The 19408-nt window shown below is 70.9% G+C and carries 19 protein-coding genes; 7 read left to right on the top strand and 12 right to left on the bottom strand.

What is annotated here, in order from left to right; translation table 11 throughout:
- The first annotated feature begins 10 nt into the window (after window positions 1-10).
- Complete coding sequence (locus ACZ58V_RS34395) at window positions 11-376, top strand: VOC family protein (RefSeq protein ID WP_468193854.1); 366 nt, start codon at window positions 11-13, stop codon at window positions 374-376.
- Window positions 377-663: 287 nt separating this feature from the next.
- Here the strand turns inward: ACZ58V_RS34395 and ACZ58V_RS34390 are convergent, their stop codons facing one another.
- The 6 genes from ACZ58V_RS34390 to ACZ58V_RS34365 form a co-directional block, all read right to left on the bottom strand.
- The gene (locus ACZ58V_RS34390) at window positions 664-996 is read right to left on the bottom strand and encodes a hypothetical protein (RefSeq protein WP_471295048.1); all 333 of its coding nucleotides are present in this window, start codon (window positions 994-996) and stop codon (window positions 664-666) included.
- Window positions 997-1013: 17 nt separating this feature from the next.
- Window positions 1014-4340 carry a S8 family peptidase gene (locus tag ACZ58V_RS34385; RefSeq protein ID WP_471295046.1) on the bottom strand — a complete coding sequence of 1109 codons (3327 nt, stop codon included), beginning with the start codon at window positions 4338-4340 and terminating at the stop codon, window positions 1014-1016.
- A gap of 158 nt (window positions 4341-4498) precedes the next feature.
- On the bottom strand, window positions 4499-5578 hold the full coding sequence (locus ACZ58V_RS34380) for an ABC transporter permease subunit (protein ID WP_471295043.1): 1080 nt from the start codon (window positions 5576-5578) through the stop codon (window positions 4499-4501).
- Entirely contained in the window at window positions 5575-6513 is a 939-nt protein-coding gene (locus tag ACZ58V_RS34375) for an ABC transporter ATP-binding protein (RefSeq protein ID WP_471295162.1), read from the bottom strand. The genes ACZ58V_RS34380 and ACZ58V_RS34375 overlap by 4 nt, the downstream gene beginning before the upstream one ends.
- A 4-nt stretch (window positions 6514-6517) precedes the next feature.
- Complete coding sequence (locus tag ACZ58V_RS34370) at window positions 6518-6985, bottom strand: GntR family transcriptional regulator (protein ID WP_328439966.1); 468 nt, start codon at window positions 6983-6985, stop codon at window positions 6518-6520.
- A 426-nt stretch (window positions 6986-7411) separates the two neighbouring features.
- Window positions 7412-7798: a hypothetical protein gene (locus ACZ58V_RS34365; RefSeq protein ID WP_471295041.1), complete on the bottom strand. Its 387-nt coding sequence runs from the start codon at window positions 7796-7798 to the stop codon at window positions 7412-7414.
- 444 nt (window positions 7799-8242) lie between these two features.
- On the opposite strand from ACZ58V_RS34365, the gene ACZ58V_RS34360 reads away from it, so the two are divergent.
- The 3 genes from ACZ58V_RS34360 to ACZ58V_RS34350 all read left to right on the top strand — a co-directional run bounded on the left by ACZ58V_RS34360 (window position 8243) and on the right by ACZ58V_RS34350 (window position 10168).
- Window positions 8243-8962: a helix-turn-helix domain-containing protein gene (locus ACZ58V_RS34360; protein ID WP_471295039.1), complete on the top strand. Its 720-nt coding sequence runs from the start codon at window positions 8243-8245 to the stop codon at window positions 8960-8962.
- Between the two features lie 88 nt (window positions 8963-9050).
- Window positions 9051-9710, top strand: a complete 660-nt coding sequence (locus ACZ58V_RS34355) for a hypothetical protein (RefSeq protein ID WP_468193872.1) — start codon at window positions 9051-9053, stop codon at window positions 9708-9710.
- 125 nt (window positions 9711-9835) lie between these two features.
- Window positions 9836-10168 carry a DUF2516 family protein gene (locus ACZ58V_RS34350; protein ID WP_031107860.1) on the top strand — a complete coding sequence of 111 codons (333 nt, stop codon included), beginning with the start codon at window positions 9836-9838 and terminating at the stop codon, window positions 10166-10168.
- Between the two features lie 43 nt (window positions 10169-10211).
- Here ACZ58V_RS34350 and ACZ58V_RS34345 read toward each other — a convergent pair whose 3' ends face one another.
- From ACZ58V_RS34345 to ACZ58V_RS34325, 5 genes are all read right to left on the bottom strand, one after another.
- Window positions 10212-11561: a PP2C family protein-serine/threonine phosphatase gene (locus ACZ58V_RS34345; protein ID WP_471295036.1), complete on the bottom strand. Its 1350-nt coding sequence runs from the start codon at window positions 11559-11561 to the stop codon at window positions 10212-10214.
- A gap of 279 nt (window positions 11562-11840) precedes the next feature.
- Entirely contained in the window at window positions 11841-12929 is a 1089-nt protein-coding gene (locus ACZ58V_RS34340; protein WP_471295033.1) for a C40 family peptidase, read from the bottom strand.
- A 249-nt stretch (window positions 12930-13178) separates the two neighbouring features.
- Window positions 13179-14003 carry a class I SAM-dependent methyltransferase gene (locus ACZ58V_RS34335; RefSeq protein WP_471295030.1) on the bottom strand — a complete coding sequence of 275 codons (825 nt, stop codon included), beginning with the start codon at window positions 14001-14003 and terminating at the stop codon, window positions 13179-13181.
- 181 nt (window positions 14004-14184) lie between these two features.
- Window positions 14185-14796, bottom strand: coding sequence for a dihydrofolate reductase family protein (locus tag ACZ58V_RS34330; RefSeq protein ID WP_468193884.1), 612 nt, complete (start codon window positions 14794-14796; stop codon window positions 14185-14187).
- Between the two features lie 139 nt (window positions 14797-14935).
- Window positions 14936-15802 (bottom strand): calcium-binding protein, encoded by an 867-nt coding sequence (locus tag ACZ58V_RS34325; protein ID WP_471295027.1) that lies wholly within the window; start codon window positions 15800-15802, stop codon window positions 14936-14938.
- A 354-nt stretch (window positions 15803-16156) separates the two neighbouring features.
- Between ACZ58V_RS34325 and mshA the strand changes: the two genes are divergently transcribed.
- Both mshA and ACZ58V_RS34315 read left to right on the top strand, forming a co-directional pair.
- On the top strand, window positions 16157-17494 hold the full coding sequence (mshA, locus tag ACZ58V_RS34320; RefSeq protein ID WP_471295024.1) for a D-inositol-3-phosphate glycosyltransferase: 1338 nt from the start codon (window positions 16157-16159) through the stop codon (window positions 17492-17494).
- Window positions 17487-17996 (top strand): type III secretion system chaperone family protein, encoded by a 510-nt coding sequence (locus ACZ58V_RS34315; protein ID WP_189729436.1) that lies wholly within the window; start codon window positions 17487-17489, stop codon window positions 17994-17996. Before mshA ends, ACZ58V_RS34315 begins: the two co-directional genes overlap by 8 nt.
- Here ACZ58V_RS34315 and ACZ58V_RS34310 read toward each other — a convergent pair.
- Window positions 17993-18844, bottom strand: coding sequence for a helix-turn-helix domain-containing protein (locus tag ACZ58V_RS34310; RefSeq protein WP_471295022.1), 852 nt, complete (start codon window positions 18842-18844; stop codon window positions 17993-17995). The two genes, ACZ58V_RS34315 and ACZ58V_RS34310, sit on opposite strands and share 4 nt — an antisense overlap.
- Window positions 18845-18893: 49 nt before the next feature.
- Here ACZ58V_RS34310 and ACZ58V_RS34305 point away from each other — a divergent pair, with 49 nt between their 5' ends.
- Complete coding sequence (locus ACZ58V_RS34305; RefSeq protein ID WP_471295020.1) at window positions 18894-19340, top strand: DUF2000 family protein; 447 nt, start codon at window positions 18894-18896, stop codon at window positions 19338-19340.
- The last annotated feature ends 68 nt before the right edge of the window (window positions 19341-19408 follow it).

The raw sequence follows: 19408 nt of genomic DNA, 5'->3' as shown, positions 1-19408 counted from the left end.
GGAGCGAGCAATGTCGTCCTCGATCGTGTTCATCGTCTACGTCAACGACGCGCCCGAAGCGGCCCGCTTCTACGCGGACCTCCTCGAGATCAAGCCCAGCTTCCAGACCCCTGGCTACATCGCCTTCGATCTCGGCGAGGGCGTGGACCTCGCTCTCTGGAGCGGGCAGATGGACGGCTTGACCCCCGCGGTGCCACGCACCAGCGAGGTCTGTCTGGCCCTGCCTGGCGGACCCGAGGCGATCGACCGCAAGTTCGCACGGTGGGTGGAAGAGGGGGTTCGAGTGGTCAGCGAGCCGCGCGATGAGGTATTCGGGCGCACGTTCGTCGTCGCGGACCCGGACGGCAATCTGATCCGAGTCGCCCCCGTCGACTGACCACAGGCTGCTCTGACTCATCGCACGCCGCTCACGGTCGAGGGCCGTCGCGCAGACGTGGTGCTGTGACGTGCGGTGGTCGAGGTCGGCTGAGACAGCGGCTACTCAGCTGTCTCAGCCGACCTGGACAGATCCGCGGGGCATTCCTCAGCGACGGTCCAGGTGTCCTGTCTCAGGTAAGTCCGGGTAGCGCGAGTCGGTGACCTGCGGTGCCCGGAGATCAGTGAGACGGTTCAGCTTGTGTTCGTCTCGGCTGACTCCGGGCATGCCGGCTTGGGGCATTTGCCTCAGCTGCCTGAGAGATCCAGCGCCTTCTTGGCCTGCTTGCGGAACTCGCCGCAGAGCATCCTGTAGTGGTGGACCTCGGCGCGCAGCAGATCCATTTCGGTGGCGCTGCCGCCCTCGGCGGCTTCCTGCTCAGCTCCCTTGGCGAAGAGTTCGGAGCCCGCGATCAGGCGGTGCGCTGACGCAATGATCGCGAGCCCGGGGGCGATGACCTCCGGCGGACCCTCCAGGTCAATGCGATCGAACGCGGTGGTCAACGCGTGCAGACGCTCGGGTGCCTTCTTGCGCCAGGCAGCACTGGGTTCGGCCGGGAAGGGCGTCCAGAGTCCGACCAACACACCTGTACAGAGGCCTACTTGACGGTCCGATAGGCCCGGTGGATCGTCTGCTTCAGGGTGTTGCCGGCCGCGTCCGTGAGCGTCACGCGCAGAGAGACCGCGCCCGCCTTCGCCGGGTGACGCAGGTCGAGGCGCTTGCCGTCGACCGCCTTCGCCGGGTGCCAGGTCCGGCCGTCGTCGTACGAGACGGAGAAGGCCAACTTGCGGGCGGTGCGCGCGGTGGCCGCGCCCTCGACCGTGAACGGGACAGAGAAACGCGTACCCGCCTTGGCCGTGCTCTCCGTGGACAGCCGGGGCGTGAAGCGGACCACCGACAGCGGCAGCCGCTGCCCGACACCGGTGACGTGCGCGGAGGTGAAGGTCCACTCGGCGGTGACCCGGGTGCTGACCGAGGACAGCGTGGTGGGGCGGGAGACGTCCGTGGTGAGACGGAACGGGCGCTTGGCAGCGGGGAGTTCGTACGAGACGTCGGTCAGCGGCGTGTCCACGGCGAAGACCCGCGTGCCGCCCGCGTACAGGGTGCTCCTGGCCCTGCTGTACCGGGAGTCGCCGATATGGCCGGCGCCGTCGGAGAAGAGGGGGAGGTAGGCGAGGAAGGTGTCGCCGACGCGGACCGCGCCGGGGCGGTCCTCGCCGTCCGTCAGCGGGCCGGTGAGGTGCGGGCCGAAGACGCCGGTGTTGAAGCGCTCGGTGTACTGCCTGCCCGCGCTGTACGAGCGGGGCTTCGCGATCCACTGGCCGGCCTCCCACACCGGTTCGCCGTCCGCGTCCTTGCCTCCGTCCTGCGAGACGGAGTACCGCCACCGCACGCCCGGCAGGACGTACTCGGTGAAAGCGCCCGGCAGCGAGCGCGTGTCGAGGTGGAAGTCGAACGACGAGCCGCCCGGAGTCATCGGCGCGGCGACGAGCGTCGCCGTCTTGCCCCTGGCGGGCGCACCGGCGGCGAGCGTGACCTTGGCGAACTGCCCGCGCTTCAGGTTCGCGGTGAAGCCCGACAGGTCGCCGGTACGGTTCCAGGTCGGCCGGTAGTGCGTACTGCCGTGCGTCCAGGTGCCGTTGTACTGCGCGAACGCCTCGCCCGCCGGAAGCCGGGCCCCGAACTGACCGACGCGCAGCCTGCCGAAGTCGCCCATGTCGTACGTGGAGGTGCTCCGGTTCCCGCCGATGTCGAACCCGTAGTTGAGGGTGGCGTCGGTGTGCTTGGCCCTGCTGTCCGGCACGGTGATCCGGATCGGCTTGGCCTCGCGGGCGTCCATGACGAGGGTGGTGTCACGGGTGAGCGAGAACTTCGGGTTGAGGAGGAGGGCCAGCTCCCCGGAGTCGGCGTCGGGGGTCGCGCCCGTGTCGATCCGGCCTTCGAGGCTGTAACGCCCCTTGGGTAGCCGTACGGTGAACTCGCCGTCCGTGTCGTCGGAGTAGTCCTGCCAGATCTCGTTGTCCAGGCCCTGCACCCCGGTCTGCGAACGGGTGGCGGTCTTGCCCCGCAGGTCGAGGTGCTTGACCGTCAGGTCGTACGACTCGACCTCGCGGTGTACGCCGATGCCGGTCCGTACGGTCGTACCCGCGCCGTCCGTCGCGGTGAGCGCGCCGCCGAAGGAGCCGTCGGCCGTGCCCGCGCCGCTGTCGGCGGTGACCTGGGCGGTCGCGGTGGCGCTCGCCGGAACCGTGAGCTGCTTCGGCGAGACCTCGAACATGCCCTCGGCGGCGGGCTTTCCGTCCTCGCCGTACGCCTCGGTGCTCAGGTCGAGGGTGAGGGGGCGGTCGCCGTCGTTGCGGTAGGTGACCGTCTTCGTGGCCGGCTGGTCGTCGGTGTGCGGCCACTGCTGGGCGGGGAAGCCGAGGGTGGCCGGGTTGGTGGTGAGCTGCTGGTCGAGGGCTCGTGTGAGGTCCGTACGGCCCGTGCCCTGCGCGAACGCCGAGACACCGGCGGTCGGCTTGGCGGATGCGGTGAGCGCGGCCTTGATGCGCTCACCGGTCCAGTCGGGGTGGCGCTGGGCGAGGATCGCGGCGGCGCCCGCGACATGCGGGGTCGCCATCGACGTACCGGTCATCGAGACGTAGCCGTCGGCGGCCGGGTCGCCCTCCGTGCCCTCGGCGGCCTTCGCGGCGACGATGTCGACGCCGGGGGCGGTGAGGTCGGGCTTGAGGGAACCGTCCGCCGTCGGGCCGCGGCTGGAGAAATCGGCCATCGCGTCGGTGCGGTCCACCGCGCCCACGGTGAGCGCGGCGGCGGCGCTGCCCGGCGAACCGACGGTGCCGGCGGCGGGGCCCTCGTTGCCGGCGGCGATCACGAAGAGGGCGCCGGAGGAGGCGGACAGCTCGTCCACCGCCTGTTCGAGGGGGTCGTCACCGGGGCTGTCGGGGCCGCCCAGGCTCAGGTTGACCACCTCGGCGCCCTGCGCGACGGCCCACTGCGCACCGGCGATGACGCCGGACTCCTCGCCGTAGCCGCCGTCGTCGAGCACCTTGCCGCTGATCAGCCGGGCGCCCGGCGCGACCCCCTTGTACTTCCCCCCGGAGTGCGCGCCGGACCCTGCGACCGTGGACGCCACATGCGTGCCGTGACCCACCCGGTCGACGGTGTCCGCCGCCTCGGAGAAGTTCTTCGCCGCGTCGATACGGCCCTTCAGATCCGGGTGCGTGCCGTCGACCCCGGTGTCCAGCACGGCGACCTTGACGCCCGTGCCGTCGTACCCGGCCGCCCAGGCCTCGGGGGCGCCGATCTGGGCGGTGCTCCGGTCGAGGGCCGCCTCGACCTTCCCGTCGAGCCAGATCTTCTCGACCCGGTCGGCGGCGGCCGACCTCTCCCGCGCCGTCCCCCCGCTCCCGGTGAGCGCCTCCCACAGCTCGGCGCCCTCGGACTTACGGGCCTTCAGCGCGTCCGCGTTGACGCTGGACAGGTCCCGGCTGACCCGGGCTCCGGCGGCGGACAGCGCGCTCGGCGCGAGGGTGCGGCCCTTGGCGTACGTCACGATCAGCGGGAGGTCGGGGCGGGCCGCGTCGTCGTAACCCCACTTGACCAGCTGCGTCACGTCGAACAGCCGCCGGTCGGCGGTGCCGTTCGCGAGGAGCCGCTCGGCATCACGCGGCACGACGTAGGTGCGGTCGGCGTCCCGCGCTATTCGGAAGGCCGTACCTTCCCGCCCCTTGCCGGGCCGCACACCGGTGACCTGTCCGGTGGCGTCCAGGGTGACCCGATCGCCGGTGACGAGGGTGACTGTCCTGGCCCTGCCGAGGGCGCCGGCCGTACCTGCCGTACCTGCCGTACCGCCGGCGGACTGTGCGGCCCCGGATTCCGGGGCACCGAGCAGGGCCGCGGTAAGGGCGGCGGCGACGAGCACGGCGAGAGCGGAAGCCTCACTCGGTCGCCTCTTACGGTGATTCAAGGCATGCCTTTCTCTCCGGACCTTCGGGCATGGCAGAGCAGCCCGGCGGACGGGACAAAGAAACAGAGGGGGAAAGAGGCGCCCCTTCGCAAAGGGGCGCGGGGCGTACGGACTCAGACGAGCCGCTTACGGCCCCCGACGAAGAGGAACGCCACGACACCGGCGGTCAGGGCGAACAGAATCGACGCCCCGAACCACTGCATACCGTTCATCTGCGACATCGGGATGTAATCCACCGACCAGCCCACGACATCGGCCTTGTCCAGGCACGCCTGCCGTGCCGCGTCGGTCTGCGACCCCGAACAGGTGCCCCATCCCACCAGATCCCCGCTGCCGGTGAGATACGACTGGTCGATTTCGTAGGCGCCGTGGGGGAGCGACGGGGACACGTTCTCGCCCGTGACACCCTTGTTCGTCGTGACCGTGACGACGTTGCCGAGCGCCAGCAGGAAGTAGCCCCAGACGAGCTGGAGGACGACGGTGAAACCGAAGGTGACCACCATGGCCGTCAGCGTGCGCCGCAGCACCACACCGATCGCCACCCCGCCGAAGACGGAGAAGAGGGTGAGGGCGACAGGCACCGGGCCCGTCGTGTTGAACGCGCCGCCCGAGGTCCAGTCCATGACCGTGACCTCGGACTTGACGGGGTTCCACCACCAGCCGAACACCGCCGACAACACGCCCGTGCTCACCACGACCACCAGTCCGGCCAGCGCCAGCTTCGTGGCGAGCCAGCGGGTCCGACTCATGGACTGGGCGGCGACCAGCTTGGCGGTGCCGTTCTCCAGGTCGCCCGCGATGAGCGGGGCGCCGAGGAAGACACCGAGCAGGATGGGTATCGCCTGGAGACCCATGGAGACGAAGGAGAACGCGTCGTTGTACTGCTGGAACTTGCTGCCCGCCTCGTCGAGGCTCTTGCCGGGATAGCCGTAGCCGTCGAGGAAGTCGACCAGCTGGCCGCGCTGGTAGACGATCCAGGCCACGGAGAGCGCGGTGGCGGCGAGGATCGTCCAGAACGCGGCCCGGTGCTGGCGCCAGACCAGCCAGGTCATACCGCTGAGTCGGGGGCGCCGGTTGGCCTCCGTGGTGGTCGCGTTCAAGGTCCCGTCAGTGGTCCCGTTCATGGTCCCGTTCTTGCCGTCGCTCGTGGAGCCGGTCGAGGTGCTGGTCGAGCTGCGGGTGAAGGTGCTCATGCCGCCACCGCCCCGGTGCCGAACCCCTGGCCATGGACCTGTGCGGTGGGGGTGATCAGCGGTGGTGCGTCGGGTGAGCGGAGATAGGCGAGCAGGAGTTCCTCCACGTTCGGGGCGTTTATGTCCCAGGGGCCGGTGACCGGGCCCTCGGGGCGGATGAGCGCGGTGAACTGCCGTCCGCTGGTCCGGGACTCGACGAGGGTGTGGTGCCCGAGGGCGAGGGCGGGAGGCATGCCGTCACCCTCCTTCGCGCCCGTGACCAGGGTGTGCACGGACATCAGCTCGTCCACGTCACCGGCGAGGCGCACTCCGCCGCCGGAGACGACGACGAGGTAGTCGCACACGTTCTCCAGTTCGGCCAGGACGTGGGTGGACATCAGCACGGTGGTTCCGCGCTCGGCGGCCTCGGCGAGGAGGGTGCCCATGATCTCGTGGCGCACGACCGGGTCGAGGTCCGACATCGGCTCGTCGAGCATCAGCAGGTCGGGGCGCTTTCCGAAGGCGAGGGCGATGGCGACGCGGGTGCGCTGGCCTCCGGAGAGGGTGCTGATCTTCGCGTCGAAGGGCACGTTGCCCGCGCGGATGATGTCCTCGGCGGCACGCTGGTCCCAGCCGGGGTTCAGCTCCCGGCCCAGACGCAGGGTCTCCGCCACGGTGAAGCGGCGGAACAGGGGCTTCTCCTGGGCGAGGAACGCTGTGCGCCGACCGGACTCCACCGAGCCCGGAGTCTCACCGAACAGGCTGATCGAGCCGTTCGTCGGCTGCAGGACATGGGCCGCGATGCTCAGCAGCGTGGTCTTGCCCGCCCCGTTGGGTCCCACCAGGCCGCAGATCCGTCCCGCCGGGAGCCGGAAGGAGCAGTCCCGCAACGCCCAGCCCCGCCGGTAGCGCATCCCCAGCCCGTACGCCTCGATCGCCGGTTCCCCCGCGTACATACCTTCACTCACCTGTGCTCCTGGTTGTCGTGGCCCCCGTGGACCCCGTTGTCGTGGACCCCGTCGCCGCCACGTTCCCGGCGGCGTACTGCTTCTCCATCGCCGACGCGACCAGCGCGGCCACGTCCTCCTGCTCCAGACCGGCCCCGGCCGCCTTCGACATCCACGCCACCAGCTCCACGTACAGCGGCGAGTCGGTGCCCGTCTCGGGGCGGCCCAGCGTGCGGCGTACGAAGGTGCCCTGGCCCGGTCGCGGTTCGACCAGGCCCTCGCGCTCCAGCTCGCGGTACGCCTTGAGGGTGGTGTTCGGGTTGACCGTGCTGGTCGCGGCGACCTCCTTGGCGGTGGGCAGCCGGTCACCCGGCACGAGTACGCCCAGCCGGAGGGCCTGCTTGGTCTGCTGCACGATCTGCTGGAAGGCGGGGACCCCGCTCCGCCTGTCGATGCGGTACTCCACGATCACCACCATCATTCCACTACTTGATTAGTGGAATGATGGTGGAGGGGTGTGAGGGTGGTTGTCAATGCCGACCGGGGACGAGGAGAAGCGGGTGGGAGGTACGCTGACCGTCTTTTTTCCAGGCGTCGCGCTGTGCCTGTTGCTGCTTTCGTTGGTTGCCGATGGTCGCCCAGAGCGCGCCGGAGAGACCGATGAGCGCCGCTAAGAGTGCGCCTGACGCCGTGATCACGGAGTTCTGCCCCCGCATTGAGCGATGTTCGGACCGGTGACGGGCGGTGGTTTCGTGGTGCGGTCACCCGTGCCGCGATGACGTGAGGTGCCCGGAGTTGGGTGAGACACGTTTCGCCAGTGCGTCTCACTCAACTCCGGGCAAGTCCCGCTGGTTTTCATTGATCTCGGCGGACTTGATGGCCAGTTCGATGCGCCATGCAGTCATGATCATCTCGGTGAGAAACCAGTGTCTTGCGGTGGTGCGAAGGGAGCGTAGAGCGACATGGCTTCGACGATCTCGGGATAGACCGCCGCGTATCGCTGTGGTTCCCAAGGGCGGACCTGGCGGTCGTTCGGCGACATCCGCCGGAGCCGTTCTGCCCGATCGCTCAGGCGGTAGCCCCGCTGGAACAGGCTGTGCCAGAAGGTGGAGCAGCGCTCGTAGCAGGCAGCGATCACTGCTGGGCCGTAGCGGCGTAACAGCCGGTAGTGCCGCCGCTGGGCCTGGACGACTTCAGGCAGGTCAGCCAGGTCGTATTGTCGTGCCGCGCTGTCGACGGCGCGGCCGATCCAGAGACGATGGGGGATGCAGACCTGGTCGTGATGCTTCGACATCCAGACCATGACGTCCTGTTGCGGATTTCCCGTCCTGCGGGCAACACCGGAAATCGCCGCTCGGGCCGTACCGACTCGAACCGGACCGGCCACAAACGACCCAGCGGCCCCCGCTCACGCGCCCCCGAACGCGCTGACCTACTCCAGCTCGATGTCCTCCGCCGACACCTCACGCGCATCCATCCGGGCCTCCGGTGCGACGCCGACGAGCCACAACGACCGTAGGGACAGCCAGAGCGGCGTACCCGGAGAAGACCGAGGCAGCCCACCAAATGCCCGGAGATGATTGAGGCGTCAGCTCACTTGCCCGGAGTTCTCCGAGACTGCCCGGACATCACAGAGACAGGACAGGTCGTTGATGGGCAACGGCGGCGACCGCGTGGCGCGGCGCACTTTTGCAAGCGGGTGCTTGCAAAAGTTAGCGAGGTGCGGCACCGTGGAGGCATGGCATCGCTCAACGTCGGCAATCTCGGTGACTACCTGCGCGAGCAGCGGCGCAACGCGCAGCTGTCGCTGCGGCAGCTCGCCGATGCCGCCGGGGTGTCCAATCCGTATCTGAGCCAGATCGAGCGCGGGCTGCGCAAGCCGAGCGCGGAGGTGTTGCAGCAGGTCGCCAAGGCCCTGCGGATCTCCGCCGAGACGCTGTACGTCCGCGCCGGCATTCTCGACGCCGAGCGGGACCGGGACGAGGTGGAGACGCGTGCCGTCATCCTCGCGGACCCGACGCTGAACGAGCGGCAGAAGCAGGTGCTGCTGCAGATCTACGAGTCCTTCCGCAAGGAGAACGGGTTCGGGACCGGCGACGGCTCCGGCGGCTCCGACGACGGCGCCGCTGTCGTCGAGGTCGTGGTCGGTGAAGGCGCGGCGGATGCGGACGGGGACGCCTCGGACGGCGGCACCGAGATACGCAGACGGACCCGCACGGCCGACGGCGGCCGGCCCGCCGAGGACCGTACCCACGAGAGAGACGGCGGTGCGTCGGCCGCTCGTCGGACCCGCAAGGAATCCGGCGGTACGCCCGCGACCCGCCGCACCCGCAAGGAGACCGGCGGTACGTCCGCCGCTCGCCGCACCCGCAAGAACGCCGACGGTACGTCCGCCACCCGCCGGACCCGCAAGGCCACCGGCGGCAGTGACACCGACCCGCAGCAGACGGCCGGCTGAGCCGGACCAGGGCACCGGCCGCTCCGCTGCGGATCACACACCCTCAGCCGAACCCTCAAGCGAGACAGAATCCGGGAGGACCCTCACCATGGCCATCACCGACGACCTGCGCAAGACCCTCAGCGACCCGACTCCGCTCTACTTCGCCGCCGGCACCGCCGACCTCGCCCTCCAGCAGGCGAAGAAGGTGCCGGCCCTGGTGGAGCAGCTGCGGGCCGAGGCTCCGGCGCGGATCGACGCCGTACGCAACACCGACACCAAGGCCGTCCAGGAGAAGGCGTCCGCCCGGGCCAAGGAGGCCTCCGCCCGCGTCAAGGAGACGCAGGAGACCCTGCAGACCAAGGTCACGGGGTTCATCGGCTCCCTCGACGCCGACTTCAAGAAGCTCGGCAGCAACCTCGACGCCGACCTGAAGAAGTTCGGCGAGAACGCCCAGGACTTCGCGCTGCGCGGGGTCGGCGTGGCCGCCGAGTACGCCGTCAAGGCCCGGGAGACCTACGAGAAGGTCGCCGAGCACGGCGAGCAGGCCGTGCGCACCTGGCGCGGCGAGGCCGCCGAGGGCATCGAGGACGTCGCCGAGGGCGTCGAGGAGCTGGCCGTGGCCGTCGAGCCGAAGCCCGAGCCGGTCGAGGTCAAGGAGGAGCCGGCGAAGCCGGCCGCCGCCGCCCCGGCGAAGAAGGCCCCGGCCAAGAAGGCTCCGGCGCGCAAGACCACCACGGCCAAGAAGACCACCCCGCCGGCCAAGTAGGACGGCGGCCGCCGGATCAAGGGCGGCAACGCACACGGGCCGGGCACCCTGGGGGTGCCCGGCCCGTTGTACGGGTACGGTGACCGCGTAGGGACGAGCCGAGTCTGGTGGTGGATGTTGTGCTGATGCAGGGCTTCACAGGGTTGATGTGGCTTCTGAGCATGGCCCTGATCATTTTCAGCGGCTTCGCGCTGTTCGACGCCGCCGTGCGGCGGGAGGACGCGTACCGCGCGGCCGACAAGAAGACCAAGCCGTTCTGGCTGATCATCCTCGGTCTGGCCTTCGTGGTGAACCTGCTCTTCCCGATCCTGTCGTTCCTGCCGATCATCGGGCTCATCGCGACGATCGTGTACATGGTCGACGTCCGCCCGGCCATCCGCGCGCTCCCCGGCGGCGGCCGGAGCCAGCGCGGCTCCAGCAGCGACGGCCCGTACGGTCCCTGGAACGGCGGCCGGTAAACCCTCCGGCAGGCGGCCCCCTGGGCAGCGCTGGATCCCGGGGCTAAGGCACCCGGTCCAGCAGCAGTACCGCCACGTCGTCCGTCAGCTCGCCACCGTTGAGGGCGCGCACCTCGTTCACCGCCGCCCGCAGCAGCCGCTCGCCCCGCAGTCCCTCGGCGAACTGGCGGCGGATCATCTCGGTCATACCCTCCTGGCCGAGCCGCTCCCGGCCCTGGCCGATATGGCCCTCGATCAGGCCGTCGGTGTAGAGCATCAGGCTCCACTCGGCACCCAGCTCCACCTGCATACGCGGCCAGCGGGCACCCGGCAGCAGCCCGAGGGCCGGTCCGTTGTTGTCGTACGGCAGCAGGCGGGCCGGTTTGCCCGGGCGGGCCAGCAGCGGCGAGGGGTGACCCGCCAGGCACAGGCCGGCGCGGCGGCCGTCCGGCGCGATGTCCACCGTGCACAGCGTCGCGAAGATCTCGTCGTCGGCCCGCTCGTGCTCCAGCACCTGCTGGAGCGTGCCCAGCAGCTGGTCGCCGCACAGGCCCGCGAGCGTCAGCGCGCGCCACGCGATCCGCAGTTCCACCCCGAGGGCGGCCTCGTCCGGGCCGTGGCCGCACACGTCACCGATCATCGCGTGCACCGTGCCGTCCGGGGTGCGGACGACGTCGTAGAAGTCACCGCCGAGCAGGGCGCGCGAGCGGCCCGGGCGGTAGCGGGCGGCGAACCGCAGCGGAGAGCCCTCCAGCAGCGGGGTCGGCAGCAGACCGCGCTCCAGGCGGCGGTTCTCCTGGGCCCGCAGGCGGCCCTCGGCGAGCCGGCGCTCGGCCGACTCGGAACGCTTGCGCTCCACCGCGTAGCGGATCGCGCGGCTCAGCAGCCGGCCGTCCAGCTCGTCGCGGAACAGGTAGTCCTGGGCGCCCACGCGCACCGCCTCCGCGCCGCGCTCGGCGTCGCCCGACGCGGTCAGCGCCAGGACGGCATGCCGGGGCGCGAGCTCCAGCACGTGCTTGAGCACGGCGAGCTCGTCCTCGGAGTCGCTGTGGCCCGGTGCCGGCAGCGCGAGGTCCAGCAGGATGCAGTGGACGTCGTCCGTCAGCAGCCGCCCGGCCTCGGTCAGATTGCGGGCCGTGCGAACGCGGATCGGCTTGCCTGCCTGGTCGAGCATGTCCGGCACGATCGGCGAACCGGCCGGGTCGTCCTCGATCAGCAGCAGGGTCAGATTGGTGTGGGCGGTGTTGTTCTCCACCTTCTCCGTGATGTTCCCGGCGGTGTCCGGCGTGCGCGGGGCCGAGGTCGAGGCGTCCGTGACGGAGTCCTCGGCGGGTCCGCCGCACGGGGACGCGGCCTGCGCCTGACCACTCTCCACGGCCGGGATCGCTCTCTGCCGCGGTATGGGTACGGGCATTGTCTTGGGTTCCTTCCCTCCCCCCGAGGGCATGGCGGGGGCGAGGGACCTCGACCCACCGACGGGGACCATAGCGGGTGTCGGCGCCGCATAGGAATGGTGTGAGCCACGCCGCTGCGCCATCGGCCAGTGTCATATGCCGCGATATGTACCGCAGTTGGACAGGCCGGAGATGCCGCGGAGATGACGAACGTCACGCCGACACGTGTTTGCCGGTGAGCCCGGCGTGCGGTGGGTCACGTGGGCCGGGTCACCAAAAGTGCCTGATGCCCGATATGTTCACCCGGCGTCGGTGTCGGGATCCGGCCTTACCACCCCGAGGATAGGCATGGATCCCGCTCCCGCGACGGTGATGTCCCGCCCGGGGCGCGGGGCGTGCACCATCGCCCCGTCGCCGATGTACATCGCGACATGGCTGGCGTCGTCGAAGTAGATGATGAGGTCGCCGGGCCGCATGTCCTGGACGTCGATGTGCCGCAGCCGCTTCCACTGCTCCTGCGAGGTGCGCGGTATGCCGCGGCCGGCGGATGTCCAGGCCTGTGAGGTCAGCCCGGAGCAGTCGTAGGTCTTCGGGCCCTCGGCGCCCCACTGGTACGGCTTGCCGATCTGGGCCGTGGCGTACTCGACGGCCTTCTTGCCCTGCTCGGACGCCTTGCCGCTGATCTCGTCGAGGACGCCGGAGCCGAGCCAGGCGGACTGCGCCGCGGCCGCGGCCGCCTTCTCCAGCTCGGCGAGGCGCTTCTGCTCGTCCTTCTGCAGCTCGGACTCGACCTTCTCCGCCTGCTTGATCTGCTTCTCGATCTTCTTCTGCGCGGCGGCCTTGGCCTTGCGGCCCGCCTCCAGCTTCTTCCACTGCGCGGAGGCGTCCTTGGAGTACTGCTCCAGGTCCTGCTGCGTGCGGGTCAGTTCGCCGATCAGGCCCTTGGCCGCGTGCTGGCCCTGGCGGACCCGGACCGCTCCTTCGAGGAACTCCTGCGGGTCGTCGCTGAGCGTCAGATGGGCCTCGGGCGGCAGTCCGCCCCCGCGGTACTGCGCGGCGGCCGAGGCGCCGGCCCGGTCCTTCAGCCTGGCCAGCTTCTCCTTGCCCTTGACGATCTTCTTGGCCAGTTCGACGATCTCGGCGGACTGCTTGTCCGCCTTCTCCTCGGCGGCGTTGTACTCGTCGGTGGCACGGCCCGCGGCGCGGTAGAGCTTGTCGAGTTTCTCGCGTACGGCCTCGAGGTCCTTGCTGGGCCCGGGCGTTGAGCTCGCGCTCGGAGCGGGGGAGGGGCTCGGGCTGGCGAACGCCGTGCCCGGTGCCGCCAGCACGGTGATCGCGCAGACCACGGCCACAGCCGTCGCGATCAGGCCACGCTTGCCCGTTCCCATACCTCAGCCCCCAACTGATTAACCGTCAGTAACATCCGGTTCGTCTGGGATGCTGCCATGCCGGCGCCCAAAGCGACAGAGGTAGTGCTTCCCGCCACCCCCGCACCGGTATGCCCCCGGCATGACGATCTCCCCGTCTGTGTGACGAACGACTCAAAGAGATCGTTCCCGGCGGGCCATGCCGGGCCATGCCGGGCCATGCCGACGGGGCGTGCCGACGGGGCGTGCCGACGGGCGATGCCGGTGAGTTCAGCCCCGCGGGGCCAACGCCTCCCACCGCACCGTCACTTCGCCCTGCCGCCACCGCACCGGTCGGTCCGTCACCGGCCAGTCCGCCGTCAGGTCCCGAACCGTCCGGATCCACCGCTGCCGGGCGCCGTAGGAGGCGTAGGGCGCTGCGGCCGCCCAGGCGCGGTCGAAGTCGCGCAGGAAGGCGTGCACCGGCTCGCCCGGGACATTGCGGTGGATGAGCGCCTTCGGCAGGCGTTCCGCCAGGTCCGAGGGGCGCTCCAGGGAGCCGAGACGGGTCGCGAAGGTGACCGTGCGCGGCCCCTCCGGACCGAGCGCGACCCACACGTGCCGGCGCCCGATCTCGTCGCAGGTCCCCTCGACCAGCAGTCCGCCGCGCGCGCCGGTGGCCGGGTCGGCCGGGGCGAGCCGCCCGCACAGCCGCTCCCACACGGCCGCGACCTCGCCCTCCTCGTACTGCCGCAGCACGTTCGCCGCCCGGACGAGCAGGGGCCGCTGCGGGACCGGAATCTCGAAGCCGCCGTGCCGGAACACGAGCCCCGCCCGCTCGTACGGCAGCGCCGCCGCGACCCGGGCGGGCTCGATCTCGACGCCGACCACGCGCGTGCGCGGCGCGACCGTACGCAGTCGGTGCAGCAGCTCGACGGCCGTCCAGGGGGCGGCGCCGTACCCGAGGTCGACCGTCACGGGGTCGGCGGCACGGCGCAGCTCCGCGCCGTGCGTGGCCGCGATCCAGCGGTCCATACGGCGCAGGCGGTTGGGGTTGGTCGTCCCGCGCGTCACCGTTCCCACGATGCGGGGGCGGGTCGCTGCGCGGGATGTCATGCGTACGAGGGTATGCGGCCTTCAGGAGCCGCTGGAGCCGCTGGAGCCGCTGGAGCCGCTGGAGCCGCTGGAGCCGCTGGAGCCGCTGGAGCCGCTGGAGCGGCTCCCCGTGTGCCCTCAGGTGCCGCCCCCTGGGGCCGGGTGCCCTCAGGCGCCGCCCCCCCCCTGGGGCCGTGTGCCCTCAGGCGCCGCCCCCGTACGTCCCGAACTCGGGAACCCCCGTCGACTCGAAGACATGCACCGACAGCCCGCCCGGCGTCGTCCGATGGTCGGTGAGCCGCAGCCCGGCCGGTGCCCCGCCGTCCGGGAAGAGGCGGCGGCCCTGGCCCACCACGACCGGGGCGATCGCCAGCCGCAGGGTGTCGACCAGCCCGGCGGCCAGCAGGGACTGCGCGAGCCGGGCGCTGCCGTGGATCTGGATCTCCCGGCCGGGCAGCCGCTTCAGCTCCGCCACCTGGGCGGGGACGTCGCCGGACAGGATCGTGGTCGGGTTCCAGCCGGCCGTGGTCAGGCTGTGGGAGGCGACGTACTTCGGCAGGCCGTTCAGTACGGCGGCGGCGGGATGGTCGGTCATCGTCGGCCAGTCCCGGGCGAAGTTCTGGTAGGTGCGGCGGCCGAGCAGCAGCGCGTCCGCCTCACCGAGCCAGGTGCCGACCAGCCGTTCGAACTCCTCGTCCAGATGCGGCACGAACCAGCCGCCCCGCTCGAAACCGTCGCTGGTGTCCTCGTCCGGGGCGCCCGGCCCCTGGGAGACACCGTCGAGCGTCAGGAACTCCTGCACCACGAGCTTCATCGTGCCCCTCTCCTCTCCTCAGTGAGTCAGATCAGTGAGTCAGATCAGTGAGTCAGATCGGTGAGTCAGATCAGTGAGTCAGACGCCCCGGGACGCGGAAACTCATCGGCCCCCGAATGGGGAAACCGCGAGAACCGCGTCAGTCCTGGCGGACGATGTTCCTGCCCGGCCCGCCGGAGAGCGTGTCCGCGCCGGGTCCGCCGTACAGCTCGTCGTCGCCGCTGTTCCCCCAGATCCGGTCGGCGCCGCCGTTCCCGTGCAGGATGTCGTCGCCCCTGCCGCCGTAGATCTCGTCGTCGCCTGCCCCGCCGTAGACCGTGTCGTCACCGTCGTCGGCGCGCAGGATCTGGTCGCCCGCGCCGCCGTGCAGGACGTCGTCGCCCTCGCCGCCGTCCACGATCTCGCCGTCGATGCCGGCGTAGAGGGTGTCGTCGCCGGCACCGCCGCCGGCGTACCCCAGCGCGCCCGCCCTGATGGTGTCGTCGCCCGCGCCGCCCCGCACCGACGTGCCGTCGACGCGGCCGCCGGTGGTGCCGGTCCACCGGTCGTCGCCGTCGCCCAGCTCGACCGCGTTGAAGTAGTAGACCTGGTCGGTGGCGTTGTCGAAGGAGGCGGTGTCGGCGCCGTCGCCGAGGTCCATCTCCATGGAGGTGAGCGGGGACTGGCTCTCGGGGGCCTCGACCGTGCAGGAGATCCTGGTCTTGTCCGTGCTGTCGGGATGGCCGCAGCCGGTCCCGGCGCTGATCGGGACGACGTCGTCGATCACATAGGTGAACCGGGAGCGGTCGCCGGTGAAGGACTGGGTGATGGCCACCTTGTTGGCCTGCCCGGGGGCGGCCGTGTAGGTGAGCTGCCAGCCGTACTCGTTCACCGAGGCGGTGGCCGTAGGCTGCGCGGCCCCGGCCGGGCCCGCCAGGGCGATCGGGACGGCAAGGCCTATGCCGATAAGGGGCGTCAGAACCGTCGCCGCGCGTAACGTCCGGCGGCCGATGAGGCGAGAGGGCATTGCATAACCTCCGTGAGGCAGTGGTCGATCCTTTTGTTGGTTGTGACCGGTGGGGCAGGAGCCCGGTTGTCCGCGGAACCGGGATCGACAGCCTTTTCACGACGGGGACAACGCCCGTGACCTGCGATTTCCGATCGAGTTCACCTGCCTGTCACGCTCCCGGGCCCGACGGACAAGTGAGCCCATCGGGAGCCCTTCACCCTCGAACGGTTGAGCGGTGAGCGGTAATGATTCGGTAAAAGTCGCGAACAGGGACACCAACGGGGAAATGGAGTGCCCCCTTCCGGTGTTCACCCCCGTGCAGGGCACAGCGCGTCCTGCGTGAGGCATGCCCGGAGCGAGGAGGAACGCCACGTGAGCCAGTACATCGGCAGGCTCGGGCGGCGCTCCGCGTCCGCGCCCGCGCGCCTGAGGCTGCACCGCAGGCCCCGCCGGGTGGCCATGCTCTCCGTGCACACCTCCCCGCTCCACCAGCCGGGCACCGGCGACGCCGGCGGCATGAACGTCTACATCGTGGAACTCGCGCAGCGCCTCGCCGCGCAGGGCGTCGAGGTCGAGATCTTCACGCGCGCGACCGCGGCCGCCCTCCCGCCGACCGTCGAACTGGCCCCCGGCGTCCTCGTCCGGCACATCGACGCCGGCCCCTACGAGGGCCTCAACAAGGAGGACCTCCCCGCCCAACTGTGCGCCTTCACCCACGGCGTCATGCAGGCCTGGGCCCACCATCGCCCCGGCCACTACGACCTGGTCCACTCCCACTACTGGCTCTCCGGCCACGTCGGCTGGCTCGCCGCCCAGCGCTGGGGCGTCCCCCTGGTGCACGCCATGCACACCATGGCCAAGGTCAAGAACGCCAACCTGGCCGACGGCGACAGCCCCGAGCCCGCCGCCCGCGTCATCGGCGAGACCCAGATCGTCGCCGCCGCCGACCGCCTCATCGCCAACACCACCGAAGAGGCCGACGACCTGGCACAGCACTACGCCGCCGATCTGGACAAGCTCGCCGTGGTCCACCCCGGCGTGAACCTGACCCGCTTCTCGCCCGCCGACGGCCGTGCCGCCGCCCGCGCCCGCCTCGGCCTGCCCCAGGACGCGCTGATCCCGCTCTTCGCGGGCCGCATCCAGCCCCTGAAGGCCCCCGACGTGCTGCTGCGTGCCGTCGCCGTCCTCCTCGACGAGCGCCCCGAACTCCGCTCGCGCATCCTCGTCCCCGTCGTCGGCGGCCCCAGCGGCAGCGGCCTCGCCAAGCCCGAGGGCCTGCAGAAGCTCGCCGCCCGCCTCGGCATCGCGGACGTCGTACGGTTCCGCCCGCCGGTCGGCCAGGAACAGCTCGCGGACTGGTTCCGCGCCGCCTCCCTCCTGGTCATGCCCTCCTACAGCGAGTCCTTCGGCCTGGTCGCCATAGAGGCCCAGGCGGCGGGCACCCCGGTGCTCGCGGCGGCGGTCGGCGGCCTGCCGGTGGCCGTGGACGACGGACACACCGGCTTCCTCGTGCGCGGCCACAACCCCGCCGACTACGCGCGCGTGTTGCGCGACTTCGCCGACGACCCGCACCTGGCGCCCCGCATGGGCGCGCAGGCCGCCCGCCACGCCCAGTCCTTCGGCTGGGACACCGCGGCCGCCGCCACGGCGGACGTCTACACGGCCGCGATGCAGGCGCACCGCCGTCGCGTACGCTCGCATCATGGGTGACACCGGTCAGGAACAGCGCGCGGCACAGGTCATCGAGGGAGTGCTGAAGGACGCCGACCTGGAGTGGGAGAGCCCCGAGCCCGGCACGTACGTCGCGCAACTCCCCGGCACCCGCAAGCTCAAGACCACGGTCTCCCTGCTCGTCGGCCGCCACTCCCTCTCCCTGAACGCCTTCGTCATCCGCCACCCCGACGAGAACGAACCGGCCGTCCACCGCTGGCTGCTGGAACGCAACCTCAAGCTCTACGGCGTGAGTTACGCCGTCGACCAGCACGGCGACGTCTACGTCACCGGCCGCGTCTCCCTGTCCGCCGTCACCGCCGACGAGCTGGACCGCCTGCTGGGCCAGGTCCTGGAAGCGGCGGACGGCAGCTTCAACACCCTCCTGGAGCTGGGCTTCGCCTCGGCGATCCGCAAGGAGTACGAGTGGCGGGTGTCCCGGGGCGAGTCGACGCGCAACCTGGACGCGTTCGCGCACCTGACGCAGCGCCCGGAGCGCTAGCTCCGGTCAGGCCCCTCCCGATACCGCCCGGGCGGCACCCCCACCAGCCTTCGGAAGTGCCGTGTGAGGTGCGACTGGTCGTAGAACCCGGTCGCCACCGCCACCTCGCTCGGCGTCCGCCCCTCGAGCAGCAGCCGCCGGGCGCGGCCCACGCGCAGGGACGTCAGGTACTGGTGCGGGGCGATGCCGTAAGCGGCACTGAACGCCCGTACGAGATGGGCCGGATGGGCTCCGACGAGGGCCGACGCCTCACGGAGCTCCATCCCCTCGACGACCCGCTCGTCCAGCAGTTCGCGCAGCCGGCGTGCGAGGACGGGATCGGCAGGCCGTGGGGAAGCGGGGTCGCCCCGCAGATGCCCGCGCAGCCGCTCCCCGACGAACAACAGCCTGCTCTCGGCCTCCAGTTCCTCTCCGGGCCGCACCAGCGTGCCGTGCAACTGCCCGACGCGCCGCCGCAACAGCGGATCGCGCAGGTCGGGATGGTCGACGGCGGCCCCGATGAGCTCGTCACCGAGATACGTCCCGTCGAGATACAACACCCGCTTGCGGAAGCCCTCCGCGGTGACGGGAGAGCCGTTGTGCGGCACATGCGGCGGCAGCAGCGACACGGTGTCGTGCGGCGTGCCGTGCTCGTGCCGGTCGAGGTCGTACCGTACGGCGCCGGTGTCGACGATCAGCAGCGTCCAGGCCTCGTGGACGTGCATCGGATACGCGTACTCCGTGAACCGCGCGTGGAAGACCTCGACGACACCCGCGACAGGGGGCCGCCAGGCGGAGACGGTCCGGGAGGACAGGGACGTCCGGGAGGACCGGGACGTCCGGGAGGACCGGGAGGGCTCGGAGGCCATGCAAAAAACGTACAAGACCCCGGCGGGGGCCGCCCGGCACGCTCGCATCATGAACACCGAACCATCCACGGAGCCGGTCGAGCCGATCCGCTTCGACACGAAGATCGCCGTGCTGCTGCGTGAGGACCTCGAGCAGTGGCAGCGCCTCAACGTCACATCGTTCCTGGTCAGCGGCCTGGGCGCGCAGCTCCCCGAGGTGATCGGCGAACCGTACGAGGACGCGGACGGAGTGCCCTACCTGCCGATGTTCCGCCAGCCGGTCATGGTCTTCGAGGCCACGAAGGAAACCCTGACCACGGCCCACACCAGGGCCTTGTCCCGCTCCCTGCCCCGCGCGCTCTTCACGTCCGACCTGTTCTCGACGGGCAACGACCGCGACAACCGCGCGGCGGTGCGGGCGGTGCCGACGGCGGACCTGGACCTGGTCGGCCTCGCGGTCTACGGACCGAAGAACGCGGTGGACAAGGTGGTGAAGGGGGCGCGGATGCACCCGTGACCCTTGGGCCGTGCCGTCGCGTCGGCGGAGCGACCAAAGTCGGGGGCACGTAGACCAACGGCTGATGA

The organism is Streptomyces sp. NPDC040589 (genome assembly GCF_055594445.1).
This window is presented reverse-complemented; position numbering and strand designations above follow the sequence as displayed.